Source organism: Alcanivorax sp. HI0007, from assembly GCF_001635525.1.
Lineage (GTDB): Bacteria > Pseudomonadota > Gammaproteobacteria > Pseudomonadales > Alcanivoracaceae > Alcanivorax.
On record NZ_LWEJ01000148.1, the window covers coordinates 46165 to 73100 of the forward strand.

Genomic DNA, 26936 nt, shown 5'->3' on the forward strand with positions numbered 1-26936 from the left:
TCAGGAGCCACCATGAGCGACAAGGACAAGACCCGCATCAACCGGGTGATTACCCGCACCGGCGACCGTGGCGACACCGGGCTTGCCGATGGCAGTCGGGTGAGCAAATGGCATCCGCGCATTCAGGTACTGGGTGAGCTGGATGAGCTGAACAGCGCCCTGGGGGTACTGCGAGCCCGGTCCCTGGATACGGATCTGGATACCGTGCTTGGCCTGGCCCAGCAATTGCTGTTCGATATCGGCGGCGAGCTGGCGATCCCCGGTCGCCGGGTCATCGACGATCACGATCTGGTGGAACTGGAATCCCGGGCGGATACCTTCAATGCGGAGCTGCCGCCGCTCAAAGAGTTCGTTCTCCCCGGGGGCCACCCGGATGCCGCCTGGTGCCATCACTGTCGCACGGTCGCCCGGCGCACCGAACGCCACCTTGTTGCCCTTCTGGAAGCCGACGAAGACGCCGTCAATCCGGTCAGCCTGGCTCTGATCAATCGCCTTTCTGATCTGCTATTCGTGATGGCCCGGGTGATCAATTTGCGCCAGGAATCGCCGGAGACGCTTTGGACGCCGAAAGGCTGAGGAACAATTTGCAACGGCCATTGTGAAAACATTGTGCAACCCTGACGCAAAAGCAAAGGCCCGGGCTACACTGTAAGCCCGGATTGACGATGTTTTGCCATGGGCATCCGCAACAAACTCTTTGTCATTTTCCTTTCCACCTTCCTGGTGCTCACCCTGGCGGCCAGCGGTTTCTATTACCTGGCCTTTCTGGGCAGCCTGGAAACCTATCTGGATGAACGCCAGCAGGCCCAGGTAGAAAGGCTGGCAGATCATCTGGGTCTGCTCTACCAGCAGCGTGGCGGCTGGCAATTCCTGATGGACGATCCCCGCCTGCTTAAACGACTCTACCGGCTGGCCGGCGACCGGGATGATGACCGGGACAGCCGTGCTGATCACCGCCACCTGCAACTGCTGGATGCACATCGGCAGCGGCTGCTGGGCCCACCAGTGCCACCGAAATTCCGTTCGGAAATCCCCGTCCAGGTCGGCCCTGGTATCGTTGGCTACCTGACTTACCCGGATCAGGAAGCCATCCGCGACAAGCTGGACCAGCGCTTCATGGGCCGCCAACTGCGCTTCATCGGCTGGATGCTGTTTGTCGGTGTCTTGCTGTCACTGCTGGTCTCCTGGCTGCTGGCTCGCCACCTGGTGGCTCCGATTCTGGCCCTGTCCAAGCACACCCGCGATCTCCAGGAAGGCCATTACAGCGCCCGTCTGGAAAGCCGGCGCCGGGACGAACTGGGTACGCTCACTGAACAGGTGAATCAGTTGGCAGAGCGCCTGGATCAGGGGCAACAAGCCCGTCAACGCTGGTTCTCGGACATCGCCCACGAACTACGCACCCCGGTGGCAATCCTGCAGGGCGAACTGGAAGCCATCAGCGATGGTATTCGCCCTCTAAGCCCGGCGTTCATCAAATCCCTGGAAGGAGAAGTGGCCCAGCTCACCCACCTGATCAACGACCTGCACGATCTGGCGCTGGCCGACGGTGGCAATCTGCGTTACCAGTTCCATCAAGACGATCTGGCGGACCTGCTTGGCGAGGTGATCGACAGTTATCGCAACAGCTTTAGCCAGCAGAGCATCAGCCTGGAACCCCATCTTCCCGACCGAGCCGTTATCGATATGGACCCGGTGCGTATTCGCCAGTTGCTGGACAACCTGATGCAGAATTCGCTCAAGTACACGGCCAGCGGCGGGACCTTGAGCCTGTCCCTGACACAGCAGTCAGGCCACTGGGAACTCCTTGTCGACGACAGCGCCCCCGGCGTGCCCGACCATGCCCTGCCCCGCCTGTTCGATCATCTCTACCGGGTGGAAAGCTCTCGCAACCGCCGCACGGGCGGGGCCGGCCTGGGGCTGGCTATCTGCCAGCGGATTGTTGAAGCCCATGGCGGCACCATTGCGGCAGCACACAGTCCTCTGGGCGGCGTTCGCATCCGCATTACCCTGCCGGGAGGCGCCCCATGAATCGCATCCTGATCGTGGAAGACGAGCCCCGCCTGTCACAACTGATGGCGGACTATCTCCAGCACGCGCACTTTCACACCGAGCAGACCGACAGCGCAAGGCAGGCCATGGCGTTGGCAAAAAAGGAACACTTTCAGGCCATTCTGCTGGATCTGATGCTACCGGATGGTGATGGCATGGAAGTGTGCAAGGCCATTCGCCAACACAGCCAGGTGCCGATCCTGATGGTCACCGCCCGGGTGGATGAAGTGGATCGTCTGCTGGGCCTGGAGCTGGGCGCCGATGATTATATCTGCAAGCCCTTCAGCCCCCGGGAAGTGGTGGCCAGGGTCAAGGCGGTATTGCGCCGGGCCAATCCGCACCAAGACAGTTCCGCCCCCACCCTGACTCTGGACGAGGAGCGTTATGAGGCCGTCATGGGTTCACAGCGGGTCGCTCTCACCGCCATTGAGTTTGCCCTGCTTGCCACCCTGGCCCGCCACCCCGGCCGTATCTGGTCCCGGGACCAGTTGATGGATGAAATCTACCAGGATCACCGGGTAGTGTCCGACCGCACCATCGACAGCCACATCCGCAAACTGCGCCGCAAACTCAGCGACGGGGGTGACGCATCCCATGACTGGATCGGCAGTGTTTACGGAGTGGGATACCGGTTGGAGCAGCCATAACAGCCGCAAGCGACAAGCCTCAAGCTGCAACATGGTGAAAGGTTTTATGATCGAAAACCGCTGAGGCCGCGCCCCTACTTTGGGCGCGGCCTCAGCGCTGAAAAGCACAGAATCCAGGATTCACGTTTTATCTTGGGGCTTGTAGCTTGTCACTGCTTCTTCCTTTTTTCCTGCATATTCCTTGCACGCTTCCCGCCCATACTGATCCCACACATTCACAGGGACTCACTGAGTCACAAGGAGAGCATCATGAAGAAACTGGCTATTGTTGCCCTGGCTATCTTTACCACTTCCGCTTTTGCCTATGGCCCCGGTCATAAAGGCGGGGAGCACATGGTCGAGCGTCTGGAAAAGAAACTGGAACTGAGCGAAGCGCAAAGCACCCAGCTCAAAGCGATTTTTCAGGAGCAGGGCGAAAAGATGAAAGCCTTGCACGAAGAAACACAAAGCAAGATGAACCAGGTATTGACCCCGGCGCAGCAGGAAAAGCTGGCTGAGATGAAAGAGCAACGCAAGGCACGCTGGGAAGAACGCAAGGAAAACTGGAAGGAGAACAAGGGCAAGCGCGGAGAGTAACCCGCGCTAATGCCTTATCCCGCGCGATACACAAAACCCGGCCATTAAAGACCTGGGATAATGTCTGTTCTTTGCCGTAGGAGCATCGCTCCCGGCGCGATTCCAACGTAGCAATCGCGCCGCCAGCGATGCTTCTACAGCAACGCCCGTCGCATATCTGTCAACAACTGGCTCAGGTAGGTCGTGAACCGGGCCGCATCGGCCCCATCAATCACCCGGTGATCATAGGACAGGCTCAACGGCAGCATCAGCCGAGGCTGAAACTGCTCACCATCCCAGACCGGCTGCATGTCGGACCGGCTTACCCCAAGGATGGCCACTTCCGGCCAGTTCACGATGGGGGTAAAGGCCGTACCGCCAATGCCTCCCAGCGAGGAGATACTAAACGTCCCTCCCTTCATGTCCGCCGGTGTCAGTTTGCGGTTACGCGCCTTTTCCGCCAGCTCGCCCATTTCCAGGGCAATGGCCTTCAGCCCCTTCCTGTCCGCATCCTTGATCACCGGCACCACCAGCCCATTAGGCGTATCCACGGCGATGCCGATGTTGATGTAGTGCTTCTGGATCAGCGCCTCACCACTGTTTTCCAGGGAGCTATTGAAGCGGGGGAATTCCTTCAAGGCCCTGGCACAGGCACTGACCAGAAACGCCAGCATGGTCAATTTGACGCCCTCTTTTTCCAGGGCCTTGTTCTGCTGTTTGCGGAAAGCTTCCAGGTCAGTGATATCCGCATTGTCATGCTGGGTGACATGGGGAATGGTCAGCCAGGAGCGCGTCAGGTTCTGGACGGACACTTTGCGCAGCTTGTTCAATTCCTGCCGTTCAACCTCACCAAACTGGCTGAAATCAATTTCTGGCAACGCCACGGCCGGGCCACCACCGGAGGCAGCCGGCGCACCCTCAAGGCGCTGTTTCACCCAGGCATGCACGTCTTCCTTGAGGATACGTTCCTTGGGCCCGCTGCCATGGACCTGGGCCAGATCCACGCACATTTCCCGGGCCAGCTTGCGCACCGCGGGTCCGGCGTGCACGGATTTGGAAGGAGCCCCGGAATCTGCCGCTGGCGACGATGAGGCTGCCGGTGCCGGCTTTTGCGTCTGCGCAGTTTGAGCTTGCTGTGAAGCCGGCGCTGCCGCGGGTTCCTCTGGCTTCCCATCTGCCTCGCCTTGCTGGTCCGCTGTCGGCTGGCCGCCGGACACAGCCATGGTCAGCAATGTATCACCGGTACCCACCTTGTCTCCGACTTTCACGGCCACCGATTCGACCTTGCCGGCGGAGGGTGCAGGAATTTCCAGGGACGCCTTGTCCGATTCCAGTACCACGATGACCTGTTCCGCCTCCAGACTGTCGCCGACAGCCACATTCACTTCGATGATTTCGGCGGAATCAATATCGCCCAGATCCGGCACGGTAACGGTCTCGCTGCCACCACTCCCTTGTGCTTTCGGCGTGTCAGGCGCATCCGTTTCCGGCGGCGTTGATTCCGGCTCTGTTTTGTTCTCCGTGGTTGACGACTCATCACGGGTCGCATCGGATTCTGCGGAAGAGGCATTCTCCGACTCGCCGTCGGCCTCCACTTCCATCAGGTCATCGCCCTCCTTGACCCGGTCGCCCACCTTGACGCTGATGGCGGTAATTTTCCCCGCTTGCGGTGCGGGCACTTCCACCGTGGCCTTGTCAGATTCCAGGACGATAATGGTGTCCTCTGCGGCGATGGTGTCGCCGACTTTCACGCTGATCTCGATGACGTCAACAGGATCACTGCTGCCCACATCGGGAACACGAATCATGGTCTTACTCACACCGGTCTCCTTTTATGAGATCACGTTGGGGTGCGATCAATGCATCACCGGATAGGGTTTATCCGTATCAATGCCGTATTTTTCGATGGCCTGTTTCACGGTCGCCACATCCACCTTGTCTGCCTTGCGTAACGCATTCAGTGCCGCCAGCACCACAAAGTAGCGGTCCACTTCAAAGAAGTGTCGCAGTTTCTGACGGGAATCACTGCGGCCAAAACCATCCGTGCCCAGCACGGTATAGGGCGCATGCACCCAGGGGCGAATCTGATCGGCGAAGGCACGCATGTAATCGGTGGATGCAATCACCGGACCTTCGCGGCCATCCAGGCATTTCTCTACCCAGGTAGTCTCACGCTCCTGATCCGGATGGAGGATGTCGTCCCGATCCAGGCGCAGACCTTCCCGGCGCAGTTCGTTGAAGCTGGTGACACTCCACACATCTGCCGCCACACCGAAGTCATCCCGGAGCAGCTCCGCCGCTGCTTCCACCTCGCGCAGAATGGTGCCGCAACCCAGCAACTGCACGCGGGGGGATTTTTTGGTTTTTCCCTTGCCTTCACGCAACAGGTACATGCCCCGGCGAATACCTTCTTCGGCCCCCTCCGGCATGGCACCGTGCACGTAGTTTTCGTTCATCAGCGTCAGGTAATAGAAGACCTTTTCATTGTCTTCATACATGCGTTTCAAGCCGTCATGGAGGATCACCGCCAGCTCATAGCTGTAGGTCGGGTCGTAACTGACACAGTTGGGGACCGTGCTGGCCAGGATGTGACTGTGACCATCCTGATGCTGCAGCCCTTCCCCATTGAGCGTGGTGCGTCCGGCGGTGGCGCCCAGCAGAAAACCGCGGGCCTGACTGTCGCCGGCGGCCCAGCAAAGGTCGCCCACGCGCTGGAAACCGAACATGGAGTAATAAATGTAGAACGGGATCAGGGTGAAATCGTGCACGCTGTAGCTGGTGGCGGCAGCCAGCCAGCCGGACATGGCGCCCGCTTCGTTGATGCCCTCTTCCAGGATACGACCCTTCTTGTCTTCCCGGTAATACATGACCTGGCCGGCATCCTCGGGCTCGTATTTCTGACCACCGGAGGAGTAGATCCCCAGCTGCCGGAACAACCCCTCCATGCCAAAGGTACGCGCCTCATCGGGCACGATCGGCACCACTCTCTCGCCGATCTGCTTGTCCTTGATCAGCGCGCTCATCATGCGCACAAACGCCATGGTGGTGGAAATTTCCCGATCGCCACTGCCTTCCAGGAAGTTGGCAAAAATATCCAGCCCCGGCAGAGTCAGCGCCTGGCTGGCCTGCTGGCGACGCACCGGCATATAACCGCCCAGCTGGTCGCGCTGCTCTTTCATGAAGCGCATTTCCGGAGAGTCGGCGTCCGGCCGATAATAGGGCACGTCCTTGAGCTGTTCGTCGGTGAACGGCATATCGAAGCGATCACGGAATTCCTTGAGACTTTCCAGATCCAGCTTCTTCATCTGGTGAGTCTTGTTGACCGCTTCACCGGCACCGGTGGCGTACCCTTTTACGGTCTTGGCCAGAATCACCGTGGGCCGACCGGTGTGGTTCACCGCCGCATGGTAGGCCGCGTATACCTTGAACGGATCATGCCCACCACGATTGAGGCGGTACACTTCATCGTCGGACATATGCTCCACCAGCTTCTTCAGCTCCGGGTACTCACCGAAGAAATGCTCACGGGTGTAGGCGCCGCCGTTTTTCTTGTAGGCCTGGTATTCCCCGTCCACGCACTCTTCCATGCGCCGGCGCAGCAGGCCCTGGTTATCCCGTTCCAGTAGCGGATCCCAGAGTCGTCCCCAGACCACCTTGATCACATTCCAGCCGGCTCCACGGAATACGCCTTCCAGTTCCTGAATGATCTTGCCGTTACCGCGCACCGGGCCATCCAGCCGCTGCAGGTTGCAGTTGACCACAAAAATCAGGTTATCCAGTTTCTCCCTGCCAGCCAGGGCCAGGGCACCCAGGGACTCCGGCTCGTCCATTTCGCCGTCGCCCAGGAAGGCCCATACCTTGCGGTCATCCTTCTGGATCAATTCACGGTTTTGCAGGTATTTCATGATATGGGCCTGGTAGATGGCCTGGATCGGCCCCAGCCCCATGGACACGGTGGGAAATTGCCAGAAATCCGGCATCAACCAGGGATGCGGGTAGGAGGACAGGCCCTTGCCATCCACTTCCCGACGAAAGTTGTCCAGCTGCTCTTCGCTGATGCGCCCTTCCAGGTAAGCGCGGGCATACACCCCCGGCGCGGAATGGCCCTGGAAAAACACCAGGTCCCCTTCGTTTTTATCGCTGGGGGCCCGGAAGAAATGATTGAATCCCACATCGTAAAGGGTGGCGGAGGACGCAAAGGAGGCAATGTGGCCCCCCAGTTCGTCATCATTCATGTTGGCCCGCATCACCGTGGCCAGGGCATTCCAGCGCACCAGAGAACGCACCCGGCGTTCCATGAAAATATCACTGGGAATCGGCACTTCGTCCTTGGCGGGAATGGTATTGAGGTACGGGGTATTGAGGTGGGTTCGGTGGATGCCCTGTTCCTGGGCCTCATTGGTGATGGTATCCAGTAACCAGGCGGCCCGCTCCGGGCCTTCGCGCTCGACGACGGACTCCAGAGCTTCAAGCCACTCCCGGGTTTCCGCCGGGTCCATATCATCAAAGAAACTTCTTTTGTGCATGGGCGTGCGTCCTTTTTCGCGTTGCCAGGCGGCACGACAGGATCACTGCAGCACCGCAGAAATAAACGCCCGGGGGTGTTGGGCGAGCCACTACAAGCACTTTCCATACTAGCCGCAATGACTGGCCGGTCAAATGACGATAATCACCAGAGGCGGGTCACAGGCGGATGTTTTGGTATGGCAAGATCCCTTTCAGCATGACCACTGCCGCTACAGGACGAAATCAGACCTAAGTCTGATCGAGAGAAAAATACTTCGACACTTCCCGTAGGGTGCACTGAGCCCAAGCGAACTGCACCAGTCAACGCCGGAATGGTGCAGTTCGCTTGGGCTCAGTGCACCCTACGCATGTCCAGAACACCTTGGGTAATTATCGTCAGATCACGATGATCCACAGCGCTGACAGGATCAGCCAGATGGCAACACAGCGCAGCAGCAGTCCCTGCAGTGACTCCAGATGATCCAGGGCAGCAGACAGGGAGCCTGGCTCCCCTGACGGTGCCGTTTCCAGTGCCACATTGACCACCTGCTGCAGGGAGTCGCCGCTGTGCTCCTGACGCAGCCAATGGCCCCGCATTTTCTCCATCACTGCGGTGAAGTCGCCGGCCAGCGCCATGCTCAACACCAGCAATCTGTTCGCCGGCCAGCAGGCCCAGCCATCCAGGCGGGCCTGCCAGCTATTGCCCTGCTCTTCACCGGCCCGGTTCAACCAGGCCCGGTTCAGCACCACCAGAAATGCCGCACCGAAACCCAGCAGCACCAGCCAGAAAATCGCCACAAAGAGGCCCTGTTCCCGGGCCAGAATTCTTTCCGTCAGGGCACTCTGGTAGTCAGGGTCCCCCGGCGTTCCGGTCACATCGAATTCATCCGTGGCCAGAGCAGCAAAGCCTTCCGGGTCGTTCATGCGGCCACGCACCAGCAATTCATCCACATGACGAAACTCGCTTTGCCCACCGACCAGCCACAGCATCAGTGCAATGCCCAATGCCAGCACCAGCAGCTGCCCCCAGAATCCATCCAGCCAGCACGTCAGGGCCGCAATCAGCACTGCCGGCAACAGCACCGCCAGCCACCAGACCCGTTGTCCTTGCCCCAGGCGATTGCTCCATTGCTGCAACCAGCCCTGATGACGCTGCGGATTGCTAATCCAGAGCGGCCAGCTGGTATCCAGTCTGCGTAGACCAAGCACCAGTATCAGCACCAGAAATTTCATGCCATTTCCTCCTTGAATGCAGCCAGGCGGGCCCGGTAATCCGCCCAGTCGAAAGCGGGCCCCGGGTCGGTCTTGCGACCCGGGGCAATATGTTCATGGCCGGTGATACGGGTATCGTCAATCGCCGGATAATGGGTCTGCAACAGCCAGGTCAGCTCCGTCAATGTCGCGTACTGTGCCTCTTCATAAGGGACAGTATCTGCGCCTTCCAGCTCAATGCCGATGGAAAAATCATTACAGTTTTCCCGCCCGGCAAAGCAGGATATGCCCGCATGCCAGGCACGCTGGTCGCAGGGAACAAACTGCAACAGGCTGCCGTCGCGCCGGATAAGGAAGTGAGACGACACGGTAAGTTGGTGGATTTCGCGGAAGTAGGGATGATCGTCCGGGTTCAGGCAGTTCTGGAACAGGGCCTGAATATAATCACCGCCGAACTGCTCCGGCGGCAGGCTGATGTTATGGATCACCAGCAGGGAAATGTCATCGGGGTCGGGACGGAGGTTGAAATTGGGTGATGGACACCATTGTGCCTGGTCAACCCGGTGTTCGTTGAGGGTGAGCACCCGCGCTAGCTCCTTATTCCCGCGCGGTGCCGACCAACCTAATGTTGAACGTTGGCCTGCATACGGCGCAGGTCGCCAATAACCGCTTCCAGAGCCCGATCGAACAGGGCTCCCTCTTCGATGAGTTTAACAGTCCCTTCATGCAGGGCAACGGCCAGGGTGTAAGCAGTAAACTCTTCCACCTTGATCCCCCGGCGGTTGGTAAACACCATCTTGACGCCGCCACGGATGTTGGCTGCCAGTTTGGCCCGGCGAGGTTCGTCACCCTCGACAATTTCAATCCACTGACCCGGAGAAAGCTGGCCGGCTTTTTTCACCAGAAAATGGTTTTCCGGTAAGGCCGCGCTCTGTTCCTGCTGCTGAGGCTCCGCGGCCGGCATTTCCGGCTGCACCGCCACGCGCTCGGTTTCCAGGCCTTTGAGCAATTGCTGGTGTACATCCCGGAATTTGGTCAGCAGCTGCTTCGCTTCAGCATCATCGTAACTGATCTGACCCAGGCCATTATGAAGGGTTTTGAGCAGTTTCGGGCTGAGTGCCTTGAGCTTTTCCAGAGCGCCCTGATCCCGATGCGGGAGAACACTCCAGACGACGCCGTCGACGACCTTGACCTGCTGTTGCCAGGCTTCACTGTCAGCCCCTTCGCGCAACCAGGTCAGGTACAGCACCTGTTGCCAGCCCTGCCGGAGCAGACGTACCACCACATCCGGTAATTGACGCCCTGCCATGCGCTTGTCCAGCACGGCCACCACTTCCTGGCGTGCCTGCTCGGCGCGGGCCTTGCCCTCTTCCGCCTCTCGGACACGTTGCTCCACCCGTTCTGAACGTGAGCGCTGACTATCAAAAAAGCCCTGGAATTCATCAAGCAGGGTGGCAAACAGGCTGGCATCATCCTCGAAATCATCGATGATGCGGTGTACTGCATGGTTGATACGCTGATACAGGTCATCCTGAATGCCCTGCTGCGGATCCCACTGGTTACCCGCCCGGGCCAACATGTTGAGCAGCAGCCGGGCTTCGTGATTGTCATTGCTGAAGAAGGTCTTGTCGGTGATTGCCACTTTCAGCAGGGGAATCTGCAAGCGGCCGATCAACGCCTTGATCTCCGAGGGCAGGCCCTCGTCATCAAGAATAAAATCAAACAGCAGGGACACCAGGTTGATCACATCGTCATCGGCCTGATCCAGGGCATGGATGGCTTCACCATGCTCACTGTCGAGCAATTCGGAGAGATCTTCCTTCAGGTTGGCCCGCTCGCCGTCTTGCTCACTCAGGCTTCGCTCCACCCGCTGCAGGCGATTGAGCACGCCCATCAAATCATCGGAGCTGACCTGGTGAACGGAGGCCGCATTGGCCACCGGGGCGCCATTCAGATAGGGCACACCATTCTGCATGACCGCCATGGCCGCGTTCATATCAACAGCGGGCGCGGCGCCGTTCGCCGGCGCAACACCGCCCTGCATACCACGCATGGTGACCAACAGCTCTTGGAGCAAGCCGAACATCTGGTCGTTACCGCCAGCGCCAGCACCGGAGGACGACGACTGCCCCCCCGACAGAGAACGGTTCCCGGGTTTGCGAACAGGCGCGATGGGCGCCGTTTTCATGTCTGGCAGGACCCCGGCATCCACCAACACCTTGTTGGCTTCAGACACCATAAAGCCGGTTTCCGCCATCACCTCACGCTCAAACAGCTTGAGAATGATCAGCCTAGCCTTGATATCCAGGGACAACTTTTCCAGCCCCTGGTTGAATGCATCCACCAACTGGCGGGGTTCCAGCGGGTTGTTGCGCTCGGTGATTTCCGCCTTGCTTTCGAACAAGTACTCCAGGCGATGACACAACACTTTCAGCTGTTCCGCGCAGCCGTTGCGGGCTCTGCGGGCCATATTATCCAGTGCCACCGACGTTTCCAGCTCTTCTTCGTTGACCAGGGCCAGGGAGTCCAGATCAAACTTGGCATTTTCCAGGGACTCAGCCTGCTCCTGCCCCTGTCCGAGGCAGGCAAACTGATGCTGTATGGCCTGTTTCAAGCCGGCAGTGAGCCCGGCTCGCTGCACGCGCAGCTCCCGCATGGCATCAAAATAGCGCTCGCGCTCGCTGTCGGTCTCTTTCTCGGCCAGATCGTAGAGCCGGTCGTCCGCACCATCCAGCATGTCCTCAAGGTAGGAAGAGGCCACTGACAAATAGCGGTCACGGACTTTTTCGATAGGTCTGGGCAGGCTGTTGACAGCTGCTTTGCCGGCAACCGGTTTGAGCTGGGTAACCTTGGCCATGACACCCCCGGGGATAGCACTTCACCCGTTCAGTAAATGGGACTGTGGTTTTAATACTTTACTACGCTATCACACCATCAGCATACGAATTTTGAACTAGTTCGCACGTCAAACTTTGTGTTTAAGCCACCACAAACACGTCGCCAGCTTTCGCTGCCCGCTAAATTCCCATAGCCTAAGGCCTTTTGGGGAAATGGACGAGAGCCATGGAGCAAGCGGTTACCATTCTTAAACAGATCAGCGGTTTCCTGTGGGGATGGCCGGCACTGATTCTGATTGCCGGTACCGGCATCTACCTGACCCTGATACTGCGATTCCTGCCCCTGCGGCAGCTGGGATTCGGTTTCAAACAGATGTTCGGCCCCCAGACCGGGGTCGGAACCATCGGCGCAGGTGCCGCCCTGGCCACGTCCCTGTCCGCCACCATCGGTACCGGTAACATCGTGGGGGTCGCCACCGCCATTCATTCCGGTGGCCCGGGAGCTCTGGTATGGATGTGGCTGATCGCTCTGGTCGGCATGGCCACCAAATACGCGGAAGCCGTTCTGGCGGTGCAATATCGGGAAAAAGATGCCGCCGGACAATATGTTGGCGGCCCCATGTACTACATCCAGAATGGTCTGGGCCGTAACTGGCGCTGGCTGGCCATTGCCTTTGCCATCTTCGGCATGCTGGCCGGATTCGGTATCGGTAACAGCGTCCAGGCCAACTCCGTGGCCCACGGCCTGCAGGACAGCTTTGGCTTGCCGGCGTGGATTACCGGGGTAACCCTGGCCGTGCTGGTTGGCCTGGTCGTCCTGGGTGGCGTAAAACGCATCGCCTCCGTGGCCACGTTCATCGTCCCGTTCATGGCGCTGACCTATCTGCTGGCCGGCCTGGTTGTCCTGGTGGACCATGCCGAAGCGCTGCCAGCGGCTCTGGCCCTGTGCTTTGAAAGCGCCTTTACGGGCACCGCCGCCGCTGGCGGCTTCGCCGGCGCCCTGGTCAAGGAAGCCATCCGCTTCGGTATCGCCCGTGGCATCTTTTCCAATGAAGCAGGCCTTGGCAGCGCCCCCATTGCCCATGCTTCCGCCAATACCGACCACCCCGCCCGCCAGGGCTCCATCGCCATGCTGGGCACCTTTATCGATACCATCATTGTCTGCTCCATCACCGGCCTGGCCATTGTCTCCTCCGGCGCCTGGACCAGCGGCGAGGAAGGCGCGCCGCTTTCGGCCCTGGCCTTTTCCTCCACGTTCGGGGACTTCGGTAATGTAATCGTGGCCGGCGGGCTGGCGATCTTTGCCTTTACCACCCTGCTGGGCTGGAGCCTGTACAGCGAACGCTGCACCCAGTTCCTGTTCGGTGACCGGGCCATTCTGCCCTTTCGGGTCATCTGGGTACTGGCGGTGCCCCTGGGGGCCGTGGTCAGCCTGAACCTGGTCTGGGCATTGGCGGACATCATGAATATCCTGATGGCGATACCCAACCTGATTGCTCTGTTATTATTGTCTCCCGTGGTGGTCCGCCTGAGTCGGGAATTCTTTACCAACCGCCCGGATTGAAGGCACCATCGCCGCATAACACGACCCCGCAGGCCTGCCTGCGGGGTCTTTCATTGAGTTCAGCACCGAGAACAGCATGACCATCACCCTGCCCGACTATGTGCGTGACGACATTCAGCGCAACGTAAGCTTTGCCCTGGAAGAAGACATCCGCAGCGGTGACATCACCGCCCAGCTCATCGACGCCGATAGCGAAAGCACCGCCACCATCATCACGCGCGAAAACGCCGTCATGTGCGGCATTCCCTGGGCGGATGAAGTGTTCCGGCAACTGGGCGATGTGCAGATTGAGTGGCATGTAGAGGATGGTGATCGACTGACTGCGGACACCACCCTGTGCACCCTGAGAGGCAATACCCGCCAGATTCTCACCGGCGAGCGTACTGCGCTGAACTTCCTGCAAACCCTGATGGGCACCGCCACCACGGCGCGCCGCTATGCGGATGCTGTGGCAGGCACCACCGTGACGATTCTGGATACGCGGAAAACCCTGCCAGGCCTGCGAGCTGGCCAGAAATACGCCGTGCTCTGCGGCGGCTGCCAGAACCATCGGGTGGGGCTGTACGATGCGTTTCTGATCAAGGAAAACCATGTGGCGGCCTGCGGAGGAATCACCGCCGCCATTGAGCGGGCGCGGGCACTGGCGCCGGAGAAGAAGATTATTGTGGAAGTGGAAACGCTGGCAGAGCTGAAAGAAGCCGCAGCGCTGAAGCCGGATCAGATTATGCTGGATAATTTCAGCGCCCGAATGCTGAAAGAGGCCGCTTCTGTCACCACCGAATCCGCTCTGGAAGTGTCCGGCAACCTGACCGTAGAGAACGCCAAAGCTTTGCCCCACAACCACGAATGGTTTCTTTCCTCAGGAGCATTGACCAAGCATATACACGCCACCGATTTATCCCTGCGGTTGCAATCATGATCGCCACCATTGACTCAGAGTATATTGTTTAACGGTGCCGGAGACGGCAGTACCGTTTGAGACCCTGATTATTTTCAGATCTCCGACTAAAATCCGAGACACATTTCTACCGGGAAAAGCCTTTCTCTGCATGTTATAGGCGACAGAACCCTCCCGCCAAATCACAGGTGACTGTGCCTGTTCCTGGTGACACCGGCGTAAACGTCAGCGTGTCGCCTGCAGCGATGGGCGCATTGATTACCGGCAATGCCGTGCAGCGGCTTGGCGCCGTGTTGGCCGGAAAGCTGTTGGCGGTAACAGCCACATGAGTCACCCCCACTCTCACATGGGCTGCCGCCTCCGCAAGACAGGCATTATCTGCCGATTGGCGCACATAATCGTTGTAAGCAGGCAAAGCAACAGCCGCCATAATGCCAATGATGGCTACCACAATCATCAGCTCAATCAATGTAAAACCTCGCTGAACGTTCACAGCCCCCCCCTCCTTCATTATCTTTATCCGGTGACTTTCCCCTGATCAAAACAATGCATAAAACAGACCAGATGCGAACAAGATAAAAAATCAATAAAAACAGATGCTTAACGGCATTCTCCAAATGAAACGACTGGGAACAGCAACGCTTTTCGGCATAAACAAACAATAAACGTCAATCGCTGAACGCGGACACATAACGACTTGCCCGGAGAGGGCTCATGGGACACAGGATTGCGACCAGGATAGCCAAGAATGAGTATTCAAAGGAGAGGGAGGCAAGGGAGAACATCAGAGGCTGATCAATGCATCGCCACACTACAAGAAAGGCCCGGTGGTTTAACCACCGGGCCTTTCCGGGATCAGGTCAAGTTACCAGGACCCAATCATTAACATCAGGCTTACTTAGTGCAAGTACCAGAGCCATCACAGGTAATGGTGGTAGCAGCAGAGTCTTTAGCTGTGGCAGTCACCCAACCCGCGGTAACACCACCCGCACCATCTGTGGGAGCGGCAGTTGGAGCGGTAATGCTATCGCAAGCACCGGTAACCGCTGCTGACAGGTTATTCGGATCCTGCGAGTATTCGATCAGCCAGTTGTTAGCCTGACCTTTGGCTTCTGCCAGACAGGAGTCAACACGGCTCTGCTCCACGTAATCCTGGTAAGCCGGGATAGCGACTGCGGCCAGAATGCCGATAATGGCAACCACGATCATCAGTTCGATAAGGGTGAAACCCTGTTGCATTTGCTTCTTCATGTCGTCTCTCCAACGTAAAATGTGCAAACCTTGTTGTTGAGCTCACCCCTGGCGAGCCTCTGCGCTAAACCAATGCATAGGGCGGGCCAACTTTTTGCGCATACGCTAAAATCATTATCCACGCCCCGTATGGCGGGTGCTCCCGGACCACGGACCGCTCCCGAGGAAGGGAGCTGCAATGCCTTCCACAGCGCCAGAATGAAGTTTTTTCGACAATTTTCGTCACCTCACGGCACCGCCCCGACAAAAAGCGTCACCACCAATGGCCGCCGTAACACCACCTCGACCCACCCGGAATCCGCAGAGGCCAACAGTGTTCTCAAGTGCCCAGGCTATCAGCAGCGGCAATTCCTCAAATCGGGGATGCATAAGGAAAGCCGTTCCGACCTGTTCAGGCACATTTCAAAACCGAGAGCAACAGGAGGCTAAGCGTCACGCAAACTTGGGAGGATCTTTAAAAAGGCCCGACAAGGTACTGATTTTGCGAGATCCACTCTTCCCTGAGCCGGCGACAACCGGTATGTTACGAAGAAAGTGTTGGGCATACCGACCATACTAAGCATAAACAAGCAGGTTGCCATGACTAGCCAGACCCTTTCCTTCAGCGGCCTACCGCAACGACTTATCAAGCAGGAATTGCTGACCGCCGAAGATGCACAACAAGCGCTACAGCAAGCTCGTCAGGAGCGTGTCAGTCTTGTTCACCAACTGGTGAGCTCCGGCAAACTCTCGGCAAGAGTGGTCGCCAATGCCGTAGCCGAGGAGTTTGGCGACCCCATCCTGGATTTGAGTGCCTTTCAGCGTGACAGCCTGATCAAAGACCTTGTCGATCCGAAACTGATTACCAAGCACCATGTGCTGCCACTGTTTCGACGAGGCAGCCGGCTTTTTGTGGCAGTCTCTGACCCGACCAATTTGCCCGCACTGGAAGAGATACGCTTCAACACTGGCCTCAACGTAGAGACCATCATTGTTGAAGAGGACAAGCTCACCCACTGGATTGATCATCTGGAATCGGAAGCGGAAGGCAGCGCTTTTGATGACCTGGATGATGATATGGGTGATCTTGATGTGGGCCCGGCCGAAGATAAAAAGGACGAGACCCAATCAGGCACCGATGATGCTCCCATTGTCCGTTTCGTCAACAAGCTGCTGCTGGATGCGATTAAAGGAGGGGCTTCGGATTTACACTTTGAGCCCTATGAAAAGACCTACCGAGTGCGATTCCGTCAGGACGGCATTCTGAAAACCGTCTCCAAACCTCCGATCAACATTGCTAGCAAATTGTCCGCGCGCCTGAAAGTCATGTCACGACTGGATATTTCTGAACGCCGCGTTCCTCAGGATGGCCGAATCAAACTGAAAATCTCCAAGACACGAGCCATCGATTTCCGGGTTAATACCTGCCCCACATTATTCGGGGAAAAAATCGTACTGCGTATTCTGGACCCGGAATCCGCCAAAATGGGCATCGAAGCTCTGGGTTATGAAGAAGACCAGAAGCAGATGTATCTGGATGCCTTGCATAAACCGCAAGGCATGATTCTGGTCACCGGGCCCACCGGTTCTGGTAAAACGGTATCCCTCTACACCGGTGTCAACATCCTCAACACGCCGGAACGCAATATTTCGACCGCTGAAGATCCAGTGGAAATCAACCTGGAAGGTATCAACCAGGTGAATGTGAACCCCAAACAAGGGATGGACTTTTCTGCTGCACTGCGCGCCTTTCTTCGGCAAGATCCTGATGTGATTCTGGTAGGGGAAATCCGAGACCTGGAAACTGCCAATATTGCTGTGAAGGCCGCACAGACGGGTCACATGGTGCTTTCCACCCTGCATACCAATAGCGCTCCGGAAACATTGACACGCCTTCGCAACATGGGGGTTCCGTCGTTCAACATTGCCACCTCAGTGGTGCTGATTATTGCCCAGCGTCTGGCTCGCCGCCTCTGTGAGCACTGCAAAACTGCAGTAGACATTCCGGAACAATCCCTACTTGAGATGGGATTCACGGAACAGGACATCGGCTCAGGTTTTACTGTCTATGGTCCGCAAGGGTGCGAAAAATGCAATAACGGCTACAAAGGCCGTGTGGGCATTTATGAAGTCGTCAAAATCACTGATGGCATTGCCCGAATCATCATGGAAGAAGGAAACTCCATCGAGATTGCAGACCAGTGTCGCAAGGAAGGGTTCAATGATTTACACCGTTCCGGCCTGGTAAAGGTCATGCATGGCGTTACCAGTCTGGAAGAAGTTAACCGTGTAACAAGCGGACATTAATTATGGCAACAAAACTAGCAGAACAAAAAAACTCCACCTTTCTTTATGAAGGCGTTGATCGCCAGGGAAAGAAAGTAAAAGGAGAGACTGCGGGCAAGGGGCCCGCTTTGGTACGTGCCGAATTACGCAAGCAGGGCATTAACGCCAAGAAGGTAGTAAAGAAAAGAGAGGTAAGTCTAGGGGGAAAGAAAAAGATCAAACCCATGGATATCGCCGTTTTTACTCGACAAATGGCGACCATGATGAAAGCCGGCGTCCCTCTTGTTCAAGCTTTTGAAATTGTTGCTGACGGCCTAGAACATCCAACCATGAAACAGCTGGTTCTAAGCCTGAAAACGGAAGTTGAATCCGGCAGCAACTTTGCAACAGCCCTGTCAAAACACCCAGATCAATTTGATGATTTATATTGCAGTCTGATCGAAGCTGGTGAGCAATCAGGTGCACTGGAAACCATGCTGGATAGGGTCGCCCTCTATAAAGAAAAGAGCGAACAGCTCAAACAGAAAATCAAGAAAGCCATGAAATACCCGGCAACGGTGGTTGTGGCAGCAGTCATTGTAACGGCAATCCTTTTGCTGAAAGTTGTACCTGTTTTTCAAGACCTTTTCTCAGGATTCGGTGCCGAGCTTCCCGCTTTCACCGTTTTTGTGATTGGGTTGTCTGATGGACTGCAAAACAATTTCCTGCTTATTGTCGTATGCATCGTCGCATTCGCAATTGGCTTTTCTACTCTCAAGAAAAAATCGGAACCGTTCCGAAACGCCCTGGACAGACTGGTATTAAAACTCCCTATTGTTGGTGACCTGGCATTCAAATCCACCATCGCGAGATATGCGCGAACTCTTTCCACCACCTTCGCAGCAGGGGTTCCATTGATTGATGCTCTTGATGCATGCGCAGGTGCCACAGGCAACGTGGTTTACCGCAATGCCGTTTACAAAGTCAAGGAAGATGTATCCACTGGTCAGCAGCTGCAATTCGCCATGCGGGCTACCGGGGTCTTCCCGGCTATGGCATTACAAATGACCGCGATCGGCGAAGAGTCAGGTGCACTGGATGCCATGCTGGAAAAAGTGGCCATTTATTATGAGGATGAAGTCGACAATGCTGTCGACGGGCTCACCAGTATGATGGAGCCTCTCATCATGTCAGTGCTTGGCGTACTTATCGGTGGCTTGATCATCGCGATGTATCTGCCGATTTTCCAGTTGGGCCAGGTTGTAGGCTGATAATGATAGAAAATTTTCTGGACGCTCTTTCCGGTAGTCCAACCTTGCTGGTTGGACTCTGTGTATTAATGGGCCTGTTGGTCGGCAGCTTCCTTAACGTGGTGATCTACCGTCTTCCGGTAATGATGGAGCGCGGCTGGAAGCAGGAGGCCCGGGAAATTCTGGAGCTTCCCCCGGAGGAGGATGGCGAGATTTTCAATCTGGTCACCCCCCGCTCCCGGTGCCCCAAGTGTAACCATGCCATTACCTGGTACGAGAATATCCCGGTCATTAGCTGGCTGGTGCTGAAAGGCAAATGCAGAGAGTGCCATACGCCAATCAGCAAGCGTTATCCGGTTATTGAGCTGACCAGTGGTCTGCTTGCCGGTCTGTGTGCCTGGCATTTCGGTTACGGCCCCTGGTTGCTCTTTATGCTGTTTGCCACCTGGACCCTGCTCGCAGCGGCCATGATTGATGCGGATACCACCCTGCTGCCAGACAGCATGAATTATCCGCTGCTGTGGGCCGGTCTGCTGGCAGCCTTGTTGGGGGTATCACCGGTATCCCTGCCCAATGCGGTGGCTGGCGCCATGGCGGGCTATCTTTCCCTGTGGAGCGTGTACTGGCTGTTCAAGCTGCTCACCGGCAAGGAAGGGATGGGCTACGGTGATTTCAAGTTGCTGGCCGCCCTGGGGGCCTGGACGGGCTGGCAGTATCTCCCGCTGATTATCCTGTTGTCTTCCGTGGTGGGACTGGTGTTTACCCTTCTCGTGACGCTGTTCGGTGGTGAAAAACGCACCCAGATCCCCTTCGGTCCCTATCTGGCCGCCGCCGGCTGGATTGCCTTGCTGTGGGGCGATACCATCGTCAGTTCGTATCTGGGGATGTTCAGAATCAGTTAATAGTTCACAGTGAATAGTGAGTAGCTGAAAACCCCTGGATAATTTTCGTTGGAGCCTTGCTTTGCAAAGCGAAGCGGTCAAGCTCCAGCGCCAGTGAAGCCTTGTTCTGGAGTAAGCATGTTCGTAGTCGGCCTGACTGGTGGCATTGGTAGCGGCAAGACCGCCGCCACGGATTTCCTGGCCCAACAGAGCATTACCATTGTCGATGCAGATCTGGCGTCCCGGGTGGTGGTAGAGCCAGGCCAGCCCGCGCTTGAGCGTATCGCCGAGCATTTTGGTGAGCATGTTCTCACTGAGGAAGGCGCCCTTGATCGCCGCGCCCTGCGCGAAATCGTGTTTGCGGACGCGAGCGCGCTGAAAGTTCTTGAAGGCATTACTCACCCGGCCATCGGGGAAGAGCTGAAACGACAGATTACGGCCAGCCAGTCCCCCTATACCGTCCTGGTTTCCCCGCTACTGCTGGAAACCAGCCAGAAAAACCTGGTGGATCGTATTCTGGTGGTTGATGCCCCCGCAGAACTGCAGGTGCAGCGCACCATGGCCCGCGACCATGTTCCTGAAGACCAGGTTGCCGCCATCATGAAAGCCCAGATGGAAAGGACCAAACGCCTGGACCAGGCCGACGATGTGATTGAGAATCACGGGTCGCTGCAGGCATTTCATGAGCAACTCACAGACCTGCATCAACGCTATCTAAAAATGGCCAACGCACTCTGAACATGTCTGATACCGATAACACCACCCGTACCTATCCCTGTCCCCAATGCAAATCGCTTACCCGCTGGGACAATAACCCCTGGCGCCCTTTCTGTTCCGAACGTTGCAAACTGATTGATCTGGGCGACTGGGCGGCGGAGCGCCATGCAATTCCCGGTGATGACAATGCACCCGGGGATTTCGAAGAGTTTTGATCGTCTGACGGGATAAGCTGCGGATTCGGCTGCTCGTGCAGCAGTGCGAATAAACCCATGCCTCTTTCTCTAACAGGGGCGTAACGGGGAGAGGCGCCAACGCCTACCCTAGGCTCAATGGCACCCTAACCCTACACAGGTTCAGGGGCAGAGCCCGGCCAGAAGGCACGAATTCCCGCCACGCCAACGGCACCATGCCGGCGGGCCTTTTCCAGATCCGCTGGCGAGACACCGCCCAACCCATAACAGGCCAGCGGCAACCCGGTAATCCATTGCCCTGCTTGCTGCCAACCCAGAGGGGGACGATCCGGATGACTGGCGGTGGTCTCTACCGGGGAAACCAGAACCATATCCAGCTCCAGAGACACCGCCTTTGCCAGGGCGTCCCGGCTGTGGCAGGCCGCCGATACCACACCGGGAAAACCCGGTCGCTCCCGGCAATCCATCAATACCGATTCGGGCAGGTGCAGCCCGAAGACACACTGCAAGGATGCCTGTTCCATCCATTTTGCGGATAAAGCCCGCAACCATACCTTGATGCCCTTCTTCCGGCACAGCTCCAGGAGCTCCGGCAGTGCCGCATGCTCGCTCCACTGGCGCAGATACAACCCCGTGGAAGCGGCATCCAGACGATTGATGCCCACCTTGAGGGCGTCGAGATCCTGGTTATCCGGCGCGATGGCAAGGCGGGCAGGCAATGTTATTGCCGTCACCACCGGCCGGTTCGCCGCCGGAAATTCCAGCGTCGGCAACTCGGGAATCTCGAACCAGCGCACCGGCTGGCCTTCACGGCCCGAAGGCTCGCCCTGCCAGGCGGTGACATCGCGAAAATGCAGGGTGACGTGCAAATCCTCGTACTGGTGGGCAATCGTCATGAACGGAGAGGAAATCGCTGCCTGCATGCCCAGTTCCTCCTCCAGCTCCCGGGCCAGGGCCATCGACAGTGACTCGCCCGGCTCTACCTTGCCGCCAGGAAACTCCCAGCACCCCCCTTGATGCTTGTGGTCCGGACGTTTGCTCAGGCAGATACGACCGTCGTTGCCGCGGATGATGGCGGCAACGACGGTGATGGCGGGGGTGGTGGCTTCGGTCATAAACAACGTTTCTTAGGGAGCCTCGGAAGTGCCATGCGCGCAGGCGCAACAACGGATGAACGTCGCGAGCCGGTTCGCCTTGCGAGCATAGCTCCTACAGCGGTGATTCGTCGGGCATTCAGATTATGTGCGGTATTCCGCGTTGATCTTCACGTAGTCGTAGCTGAAATCACAGGTCCACACAGTGCACTCGGCATCGCCGCTGGCCAGGTCCGCGCGAATGTGGATCTCCGGCTTGGCCATCACTTCGGCCCCTTTCGCCTCTTCGTAGCTGTCCGCCACACCGCCCTGCTCTACCAACAGCAGATCATCCAGCCAGACGCTGACCTTATCCACGTCCAGGGACACAATAGGAGCACGGCCAATGGCAGCCAGGATACGGCCCCAGTTGGGATCTGAGGCAAACAGCGCCGTCTTTACCAGAGGAGAATGGGCAATGGTCTCCGCCACGGTCCGGGCATCGGATTCGCTGTCGGCACCGGCCACGGTAATTGCCACAAACTTGGTGGCGCCTTCTCCATCGCGCACCAGTGCCTGGGCAAGTTCCACGAACACACTTTCCAGGGCCTGGTACAGCAGCTGGCTATGATCATCCAGCGCCTGAATCTCAGGCATCTGCGCAGTAGCCGTGCTGATCAGCATACAGGCATCATTGGTGGAGGTGTCGCCGTCCACCGTGACCCGGTTAAAAGACTTGTCCGCCAGGGTTTTCACCCACTGGTCCAACAGAGGTTTGGCGATGGGCGCATCGGTGGCGATAAAACCCAGCATGGTGGCCATATTCGGCTTGATCATGCCCGAGCCCTTGGCCATACCGGTAACGGTGATCGGCACACCGTCGATCTCCACGCGACGACTGGTAAGCTTGGGGTAGGTATCGGTGGTCATGATGCCTTCCGACGCCCGTCCCCAATGATGCTCATCCAGCACGGCCAGAGCATGGGGAAGGCCTTTTTCAAATGCCGGTAACGGAAACTGCTCACCGATCACCCCGGTGGAATACGGCAGGATCTGATCTTCACGACAACCCGCCGCCTCGGCCAACAGGCGGCAACTGGCCAGACAGTTTTCCATCCCCTTTTTACCGGTACCCGCATTGGCATAGCCGGTGTTGATCATCAGGTACTTGGGGGCTTCTGCGGCCAAACGACTTTTTGCCACCTGCACCGGCGCAGCACAGAAACGATTCAGGGTGAAAACACCACTGACACGACTGCCTTCGGCCAATTCCAGCAATACCAGATCCTTCCGGTTGGCCTTCTTGATGCCAGCCTCAACAGCGGCAAGACGGATACCGGGGACAGGCAACCATTCTGTCTGTGTCATAACCCATTCCTTGAAAATTCAGCTACTAGCTTTAAGCGACGAGCTACTAGCCATAATAACGAAAAGCACCGGTGAAAACCGGTGCTTTTGTATTTCTCGTCGCTGGAAGCTCGTAGCTAGATTCTATTCAATCTTGCCGTGGCACTGCTTGTATTTCTTGCCCGAGCCACAGGGGCAAGGTTCATTGCGGCCTACCTTTCGCCCCTCTCGTACCACTGTCTTCGGGGCCCCTGCCTGGTCACTCTCACCGGCGGTTCCATCAGTGCCCGGTTCGGGAGCCGCCTGCATTTTCATTTTTTCAGCCTGCCGGCGGGCTTCTTCCTGGCGCTGTTGCTCAAGACGCTCTACTTCGTCATCACGACGCACCTGGAAGCTGTGCAGAACACGGATCAGCTCATGCTGGATCTGGTTAAGCAGCCCCTGGAACAGTTCGAAAGACTCTTTCTTGTATTCCTGCTTGGGGTTTTTCTGGGCGTAACCACGCAAATGAATCCCCTGACGCAGATGATCCATATTGGCCAGATGCTCTTTCCAGTGACGGTCGAGAATCTGCAGCATCAGGTGCTTCTCGATCTTGCGCAGATCCTCGACACCGATCTCCTGTTCCTTGCGCAGGTAGTCCTGCTCCAGGGTTTCCACCAGCTTCTCAATGACCCCATCGATATGCATCTGGTTGTCTTCGCTGAGCCACTGGCCAACCGGCGCATTACACTGGAATTCCGCTTCCAGGGTTTTCTCCAGGCCCGGCACATCCCACTGGTCTTCCACAGAACCCGGTGGCAGATAACTGTGCACCAGCTCGGTCACCACATCATAACGAATGCCTTCCACGGACGTTCTCAGATCCTCGGTTTCCAGGATCTGGTCACGCTGGGTGTAGATAACCCGACGCTGGTCGTTGGCCACATCGTCGTATTCCAACAGATTTTTGCGGATATCGAAATTGCGCCCTTCCACCTTGCGCTGGGCATTCTCGATGGCACGTGTCACCCAGCGATGCTCGATGGCCTCACCGTTCTCAAGCCCCAGCGAGCGCATCATATTGCGGATCCGGTCGGAAGCGAAGATACGCATCAGATCGTCTTCCATGGACAGGAAGAAACGGGTGTAACCCGGATCCCCCTGACGGCCGGCACGACCCCGAAGCTGGTTATCAATCCGACGGGATTCATGACGCTCGGTACCGATGATATGCAGGCCGCCCGCTTCCATGACCTTGTCATGGTTGGCCTGCCACTCGGCACGGATTTTTTCCGCCTCGCTGTCCGAGGGGGTATCCATGTGCTTGATTTGTTCTTCCGGATTACCGCCAAGCATGATGTCGGTACCCCGACCCGCCATATTGGTGGCGATGGTCACTGCGCCGGGACGACCCGCCTGGGCAATGATCTGCGCTTCGCGCTGGTGGAACTTGGCGTTCAGTACTTCGTGGGCAATCTTGTCTTTCTTCAGGCGCTTGGAAAGATACTCGGAGGCTTCGATGGTGGCGGTACCCACCAACACGGGCGCGCCCTTGGCAACGGCTTCGGTGATTTCCTTGACGATGGCGTCGAATTTTTCTTCCAGGGTCAGATACACCAGATCATTGGCGTCCACCCGCACCATGGGCCGATTGGTGGGGACCACCACCACGTCCATGCCGTAAATCTGGCGGAACTCCATGGCTTCGGTATCCGCCGTACCGGTCATGCCCGCCAGCTTGTTATAGAGACGGAAATAATTCTGGAACGTGGTCGAGGCCAGCGTCTGGTTTTCCTGCTGGATATTCACCCCTTCCTTGGCCTCGATGGCCTGGTGAATGCCCTCGGACCAGCGACGACCGGGCATGGTACGCCCGGTGTGCTCATCAACAATCACAATCTGATTGTTCTGCACAATGTAGTCACGGTCCACATGGAACAGGGCATGGGCTTTCAGGGCAGCATGCACATGGTGCAACAATGCCAGATTGTGCGCCGCATACAGGCTCTCACCCTGTTCCAGCAGACCATTACTGACCAGCAGGGCCTCGATTTTCTGATGCCCGTCTTCAGTCAGCTCCACCTGACGCTGCTTCTCATCAACAAAGAAGTCGCCGTCCTGCTCTTCGGACTGTGCGGACAGACTGGGCATCAAGCGGTTCACGGCCACGTACAATTCGGAAGAATCCGCCGCCGGACCGGAAATGATCAGCGGGGTACGGGATTCATCAATCAGGATGGAATCCACTTCATCGACAATGGCGTAGTTGAGACCACGCTGAACCCGATCCTCCAGCCGGAACGCCATGTTGTCCCGGAGGTAATCAAAGCCATACTCGTTGTTGGTGCCGTAGGTTATATCAGCGGCGTAGGCTTCCCGTTTCTGGTCCGTGGGCTGCTGGGAAAGAATGACGCCGACACTGAGACCCAGAAATTCGTACAAGGGACGCATCCAGTTGGCGTCCCGCTCGGCCAGATAATCATTCACGGTGACCACGTGCACACCTTCACCGGACAGGGCATTCAAATAGGCTGCCAGGGTAGCGGTCAGGGTTTTACCCTCACCGGTGCGCATCTCGGAAATCCGCCCCTCATGCAGGGCAATACCACCGACCATCTGGACGTCAAAATGGCGCAGGCCCATGACCCGGGTGGACGCCTCACGAACCACGGCAAAGGCTTCAGGCAGTAATTCATCCAGGGTCTTGCCGTCCTGGAAGGCCTGACGAAATTCGCGGGTCTTGAGCTGCAGGTCCGCATCACTGAGCTGTGCCAGCGCTTCCCCGTGGCTGTTGATCGTTTCGACCAACTTGCCCATGCGTTTCAGCTCACGATCATTCTTGGTGCCGATGATTTTTTTTACGATGGTACCCAGCATACAACTTCCGGTTCAGTAAACAGTCAGGCCATAAAGTCGGCAGCCTGCCAAGCGTTGCCATGCTCGCATGGCTCCGACGGCAGCGTCACAACGGACTCTGGCAAGAAAAGGTTAGCCATTCTAAACACAATAGATTGAAGAGATAAGGTGGTATTCCCGGTTATCAAGGGCCCGGAACGAAAAACGGCCCCGCAAGGGGCCGTTTGGAGCGATCCAGTTAGCGTCGCGCACGGTAAATATAAGGCTGCGGGTTCACCTGAGTGCCATTTTTCAGCACTTCATAATGAATGTGCGGCCCCGTGGAGCGGCCGGAACTGCCCACTTTGCCGATCACATCCCCGGTGCGGACAATCTCCCCGGCGTCTACCAAGAGCTCCTTGGCATGACCGTAGCGGGTAGAGATACCATTGCCATGATTGATTTCCACCATCAGGCCATAGCCTGAGCGATCACCGGAGTAGGTGACCACGCCGGCGCCGGTGGCAATAATCGGTGTCCCTTCCTTGCCGGCAAAGTCCACCCCTTTGTGCCAGGCAACGCGGCCGGTGAACGGGTCCGAACGGCGCCCGAAACGGCTGGACATCCAGCCTTTGGCCAGCGGACGACCGGAAAGATAGGTCTGATCTTCAATCTGCTTGCCGGCCAACAGGTTTTCGAGAATTTCCAGCTGACGCTCCCGACGTTCCAGGGTCTCCGCCATCTGGTTCACGGCTTCCATAAAAGACGGCAATTCGTAGCTGGCACCCTCTTCCGAGCCTTCCGGCCCACCCAGCCCTGGTACGGTGCTGAAATCAAATTCATCGCCATCAATATCCGCCACTTCCACCAGCCGCTCGCCCAACGCATCCAGTC

21 protein-coding genes and 1 pseudogene are annotated in these 26936 nt (G+C 57.4%); 11 read left to right on the forward strand and 11 right to left on the reverse strand.

Annotated features, from left to right (window positions below):
- Positions 1-12 precede the first annotated feature (12 nt).
- The 4 genes from A3714_RS07955 to A3714_RS07970 all read left to right on the forward strand — a co-directional run bounded on the left by A3714_RS07955 (position 13) and on the right by A3714_RS07970 (position 3272).
- Positions 13-576: a cob(I)yrinic acid a,c-diamide adenosyltransferase gene (locus A3714_RS07955; RefSeq protein WP_062816751.1), complete on the forward strand. Its 564-nt coding sequence runs from the start codon at positions 13-15 to the stop codon at positions 574-576.
- Between the two features lie 99 nt (positions 577-675).
- A complete protein-coding gene (locus A3714_RS07960; RefSeq protein WP_063508944.1) occupies positions 676-2028 on the forward strand; it encodes an ATP-binding protein in 1353 nt (450 codons plus the stop codon).
- Entirely contained in the window at positions 2025-2696 is a 672-nt protein-coding gene (locus A3714_RS07965) for a response regulator (protein ID WP_063508943.1), read from the forward strand. The genes A3714_RS07960 and A3714_RS07965 overlap by 4 nt, the downstream gene beginning before the upstream one ends.
- Before the next feature lie 249 nt (positions 2697-2945).
- A complete protein-coding gene (locus A3714_RS07970) occupies positions 2946-3272 on the forward strand; it encodes a Spy/CpxP family protein refolding chaperone (protein ID WP_063508942.1) in 327 nt (108 codons plus the stop codon).
- A 134-nt stretch (positions 3273-3406) separates the two neighbouring features.
- Here the strand turns inward: A3714_RS07970 and aceF are convergent, their stop codons facing one another.
- The 5 genes from aceF to A3714_RS07995 all read right to left on the reverse strand — a co-directional run bounded on the left by aceF (position 3407) and on the right by A3714_RS07995 (position 11826).
- A complete protein-coding gene (gene aceF / locus A3714_RS07975) occupies positions 3407-5071 on the reverse strand; it encodes a dihydrolipoyllysine-residue acetyltransferase (RefSeq protein WP_082850718.1) in 1665 nt (554 codons plus the stop codon).
- Between the two features lie 36 nt (positions 5072-5107).
- Positions 5108-7777, reverse strand: a complete 2670-nt coding sequence (gene aceE / locus A3714_RS07980) for a pyruvate dehydrogenase (acetyl-transferring), homodimeric type (protein ID WP_063509407.1) — start codon at positions 7775-7777, stop codon at positions 5108-5110.
- Between the two features lie 376 nt (positions 7778-8153).
- Complete coding sequence (locus A3714_RS07985) at positions 8154-8990, reverse strand: hypothetical protein (RefSeq protein ID WP_063509406.1); 837 nt, start codon at positions 8988-8990, stop codon at positions 8154-8156.
- A complete protein-coding gene (gene ampD / locus A3714_RS07990; RefSeq protein WP_062816745.1) occupies positions 8987-9553 on the reverse strand; it encodes a 1,6-anhydro-N-acetylmuramyl-L-alanine amidase AmpD in 567 nt (188 codons plus the stop codon). The genes A3714_RS07985 and ampD overlap by 4 nt, the downstream gene beginning before the upstream one ends.
- Before the next feature lie 38 nt (positions 9554-9591).
- A complete protein-coding gene (locus tag A3714_RS07995; RefSeq protein WP_063509405.1) occupies positions 9592-11826 on the reverse strand; it encodes a DUF1631 domain-containing protein in 2235 nt (744 codons plus the stop codon).
- Positions 11827-12032: 206 nt separating this feature from the next.
- Between A3714_RS07995 and A3714_RS08000 the strand changes: the two genes are divergently transcribed.
- Both A3714_RS08000 and nadC read left to right on the forward strand, forming a co-directional pair.
- Positions 12033-13370, forward strand: coding sequence for a sodium:alanine symporter family protein (locus tag A3714_RS08000; protein ID WP_063509404.1), 1338 nt, complete (start codon positions 12033-12035; stop codon positions 13368-13370).
- A 76-nt stretch (positions 13371-13446) separates the two neighbouring features.
- The gene (nadC, locus tag A3714_RS08005) at positions 13447-14289 is read left to right on the forward strand and encodes a carboxylating nicotinate-nucleotide diphosphorylase (RefSeq protein WP_063509403.1); all 843 of its coding nucleotides are present in this window, start codon (positions 13447-13449) and stop codon (positions 14287-14289) included.
- Between the two features lie 372 nt (positions 14290-14661).
- On the opposite strand, the pseudogene A3714_RS18005 reads toward nadC, so the two are convergent.
- A pseudogene (locus A3714_RS18005) lies at positions 14662-14779 on the reverse strand (prepilin-type N-terminal cleavage/methylation domain-containing protein); the annotation flags it as partial.
- A gap of 383 nt (positions 14780-15162) precedes the next feature.
- Positions 15163-15519 carry a prepilin-type N-terminal cleavage/methylation domain-containing protein gene (locus tag A3714_RS18405; protein ID WP_063509401.1) on the reverse strand — a complete coding sequence of 119 codons (357 nt, stop codon included), beginning with the start codon at positions 15517-15519 and terminating at the stop codon, positions 15163-15165.
- A gap of 579 nt (positions 15520-16098) precedes the next feature.
- On the opposite strand from A3714_RS18405, the gene pilB reads away from it, so the two are divergent.
- From pilB to A3714_RS08040, 5 genes are all read left to right on the forward strand, one after another.
- Complete coding sequence (gene pilB / locus A3714_RS08020; RefSeq protein WP_063509400.1) at positions 16099-17805, forward strand: type IV-A pilus assembly ATPase PilB; 1707 nt, start codon at positions 16099-16101, stop codon at positions 17803-17805.
- A 2-nt stretch (positions 17806-17807) separates the two neighbouring features.
- Entirely contained in the window at positions 17808-19034 is a 1227-nt protein-coding gene (locus A3714_RS08025) for a type II secretion system F family protein (protein WP_063509399.1), read from the forward strand.
- A gap of 2 nt (positions 19035-19036) precedes the next feature.
- Positions 19037-19915 carry an A24 family peptidase gene (locus tag A3714_RS08030; RefSeq protein WP_063509398.1) on the forward strand — a complete coding sequence of 293 codons (879 nt, stop codon included), beginning with the start codon at positions 19037-19039 and terminating at the stop codon, positions 19913-19915.
- A gap of 117 nt (positions 19916-20032) precedes the next feature.
- Entirely contained in the window at positions 20033-20632 is a 600-nt protein-coding gene (coaE, locus tag A3714_RS08035) for a dephospho-CoA kinase (RefSeq protein ID WP_063509397.1), read from the forward strand.
- A 2-nt stretch (positions 20633-20634) separates the two neighbouring features.
- Positions 20635-20826, forward strand: a complete 192-nt coding sequence (locus A3714_RS08040; protein ID WP_062816736.1) for a DNA gyrase inhibitor YacG — start codon at positions 20635-20637, stop codon at positions 20824-20826.
- 131 nt (positions 20827-20957) lie between these two features.
- On the opposite strand, the gene A3714_RS08045 is transcribed toward A3714_RS08040, so the two are convergent.
- The 4 genes from A3714_RS08045 to A3714_RS08060 all read right to left on the reverse strand — a co-directional run.
- A complete protein-coding gene (locus tag A3714_RS08045; protein ID WP_063509396.1) occupies positions 20958-21920 on the reverse strand; it encodes a Nudix family hydrolase in 963 nt (320 codons plus the stop codon).
- A 123-nt stretch (positions 21921-22043) separates the two neighbouring features.
- The gene (gene argJ / locus A3714_RS08050) at positions 22044-23246 is read right to left on the reverse strand and encodes a bifunctional glutamate N-acetyltransferase/amino-acid acetyltransferase ArgJ (protein WP_063509395.1); all 1203 of its coding nucleotides are present in this window, start codon (positions 23244-23246) and stop codon (positions 22044-22046) included.
- A gap of 123 nt (positions 23247-23369) precedes the next feature.
- Complete coding sequence (gene secA, locus A3714_RS08055) at positions 23370-26084, reverse strand: preprotein translocase subunit SecA (protein ID WP_063509394.1); 2715 nt, start codon at positions 26082-26084, stop codon at positions 23370-23372.
- A 217-nt stretch (positions 26085-26301) separates the two neighbouring features.
- Positions 26302-26936: M23 family metallopeptidase (locus tag A3714_RS08060; RefSeq protein ID WP_063527166.1), on the reverse strand; the 635-nt coding region annotated here is incomplete at its 5' end.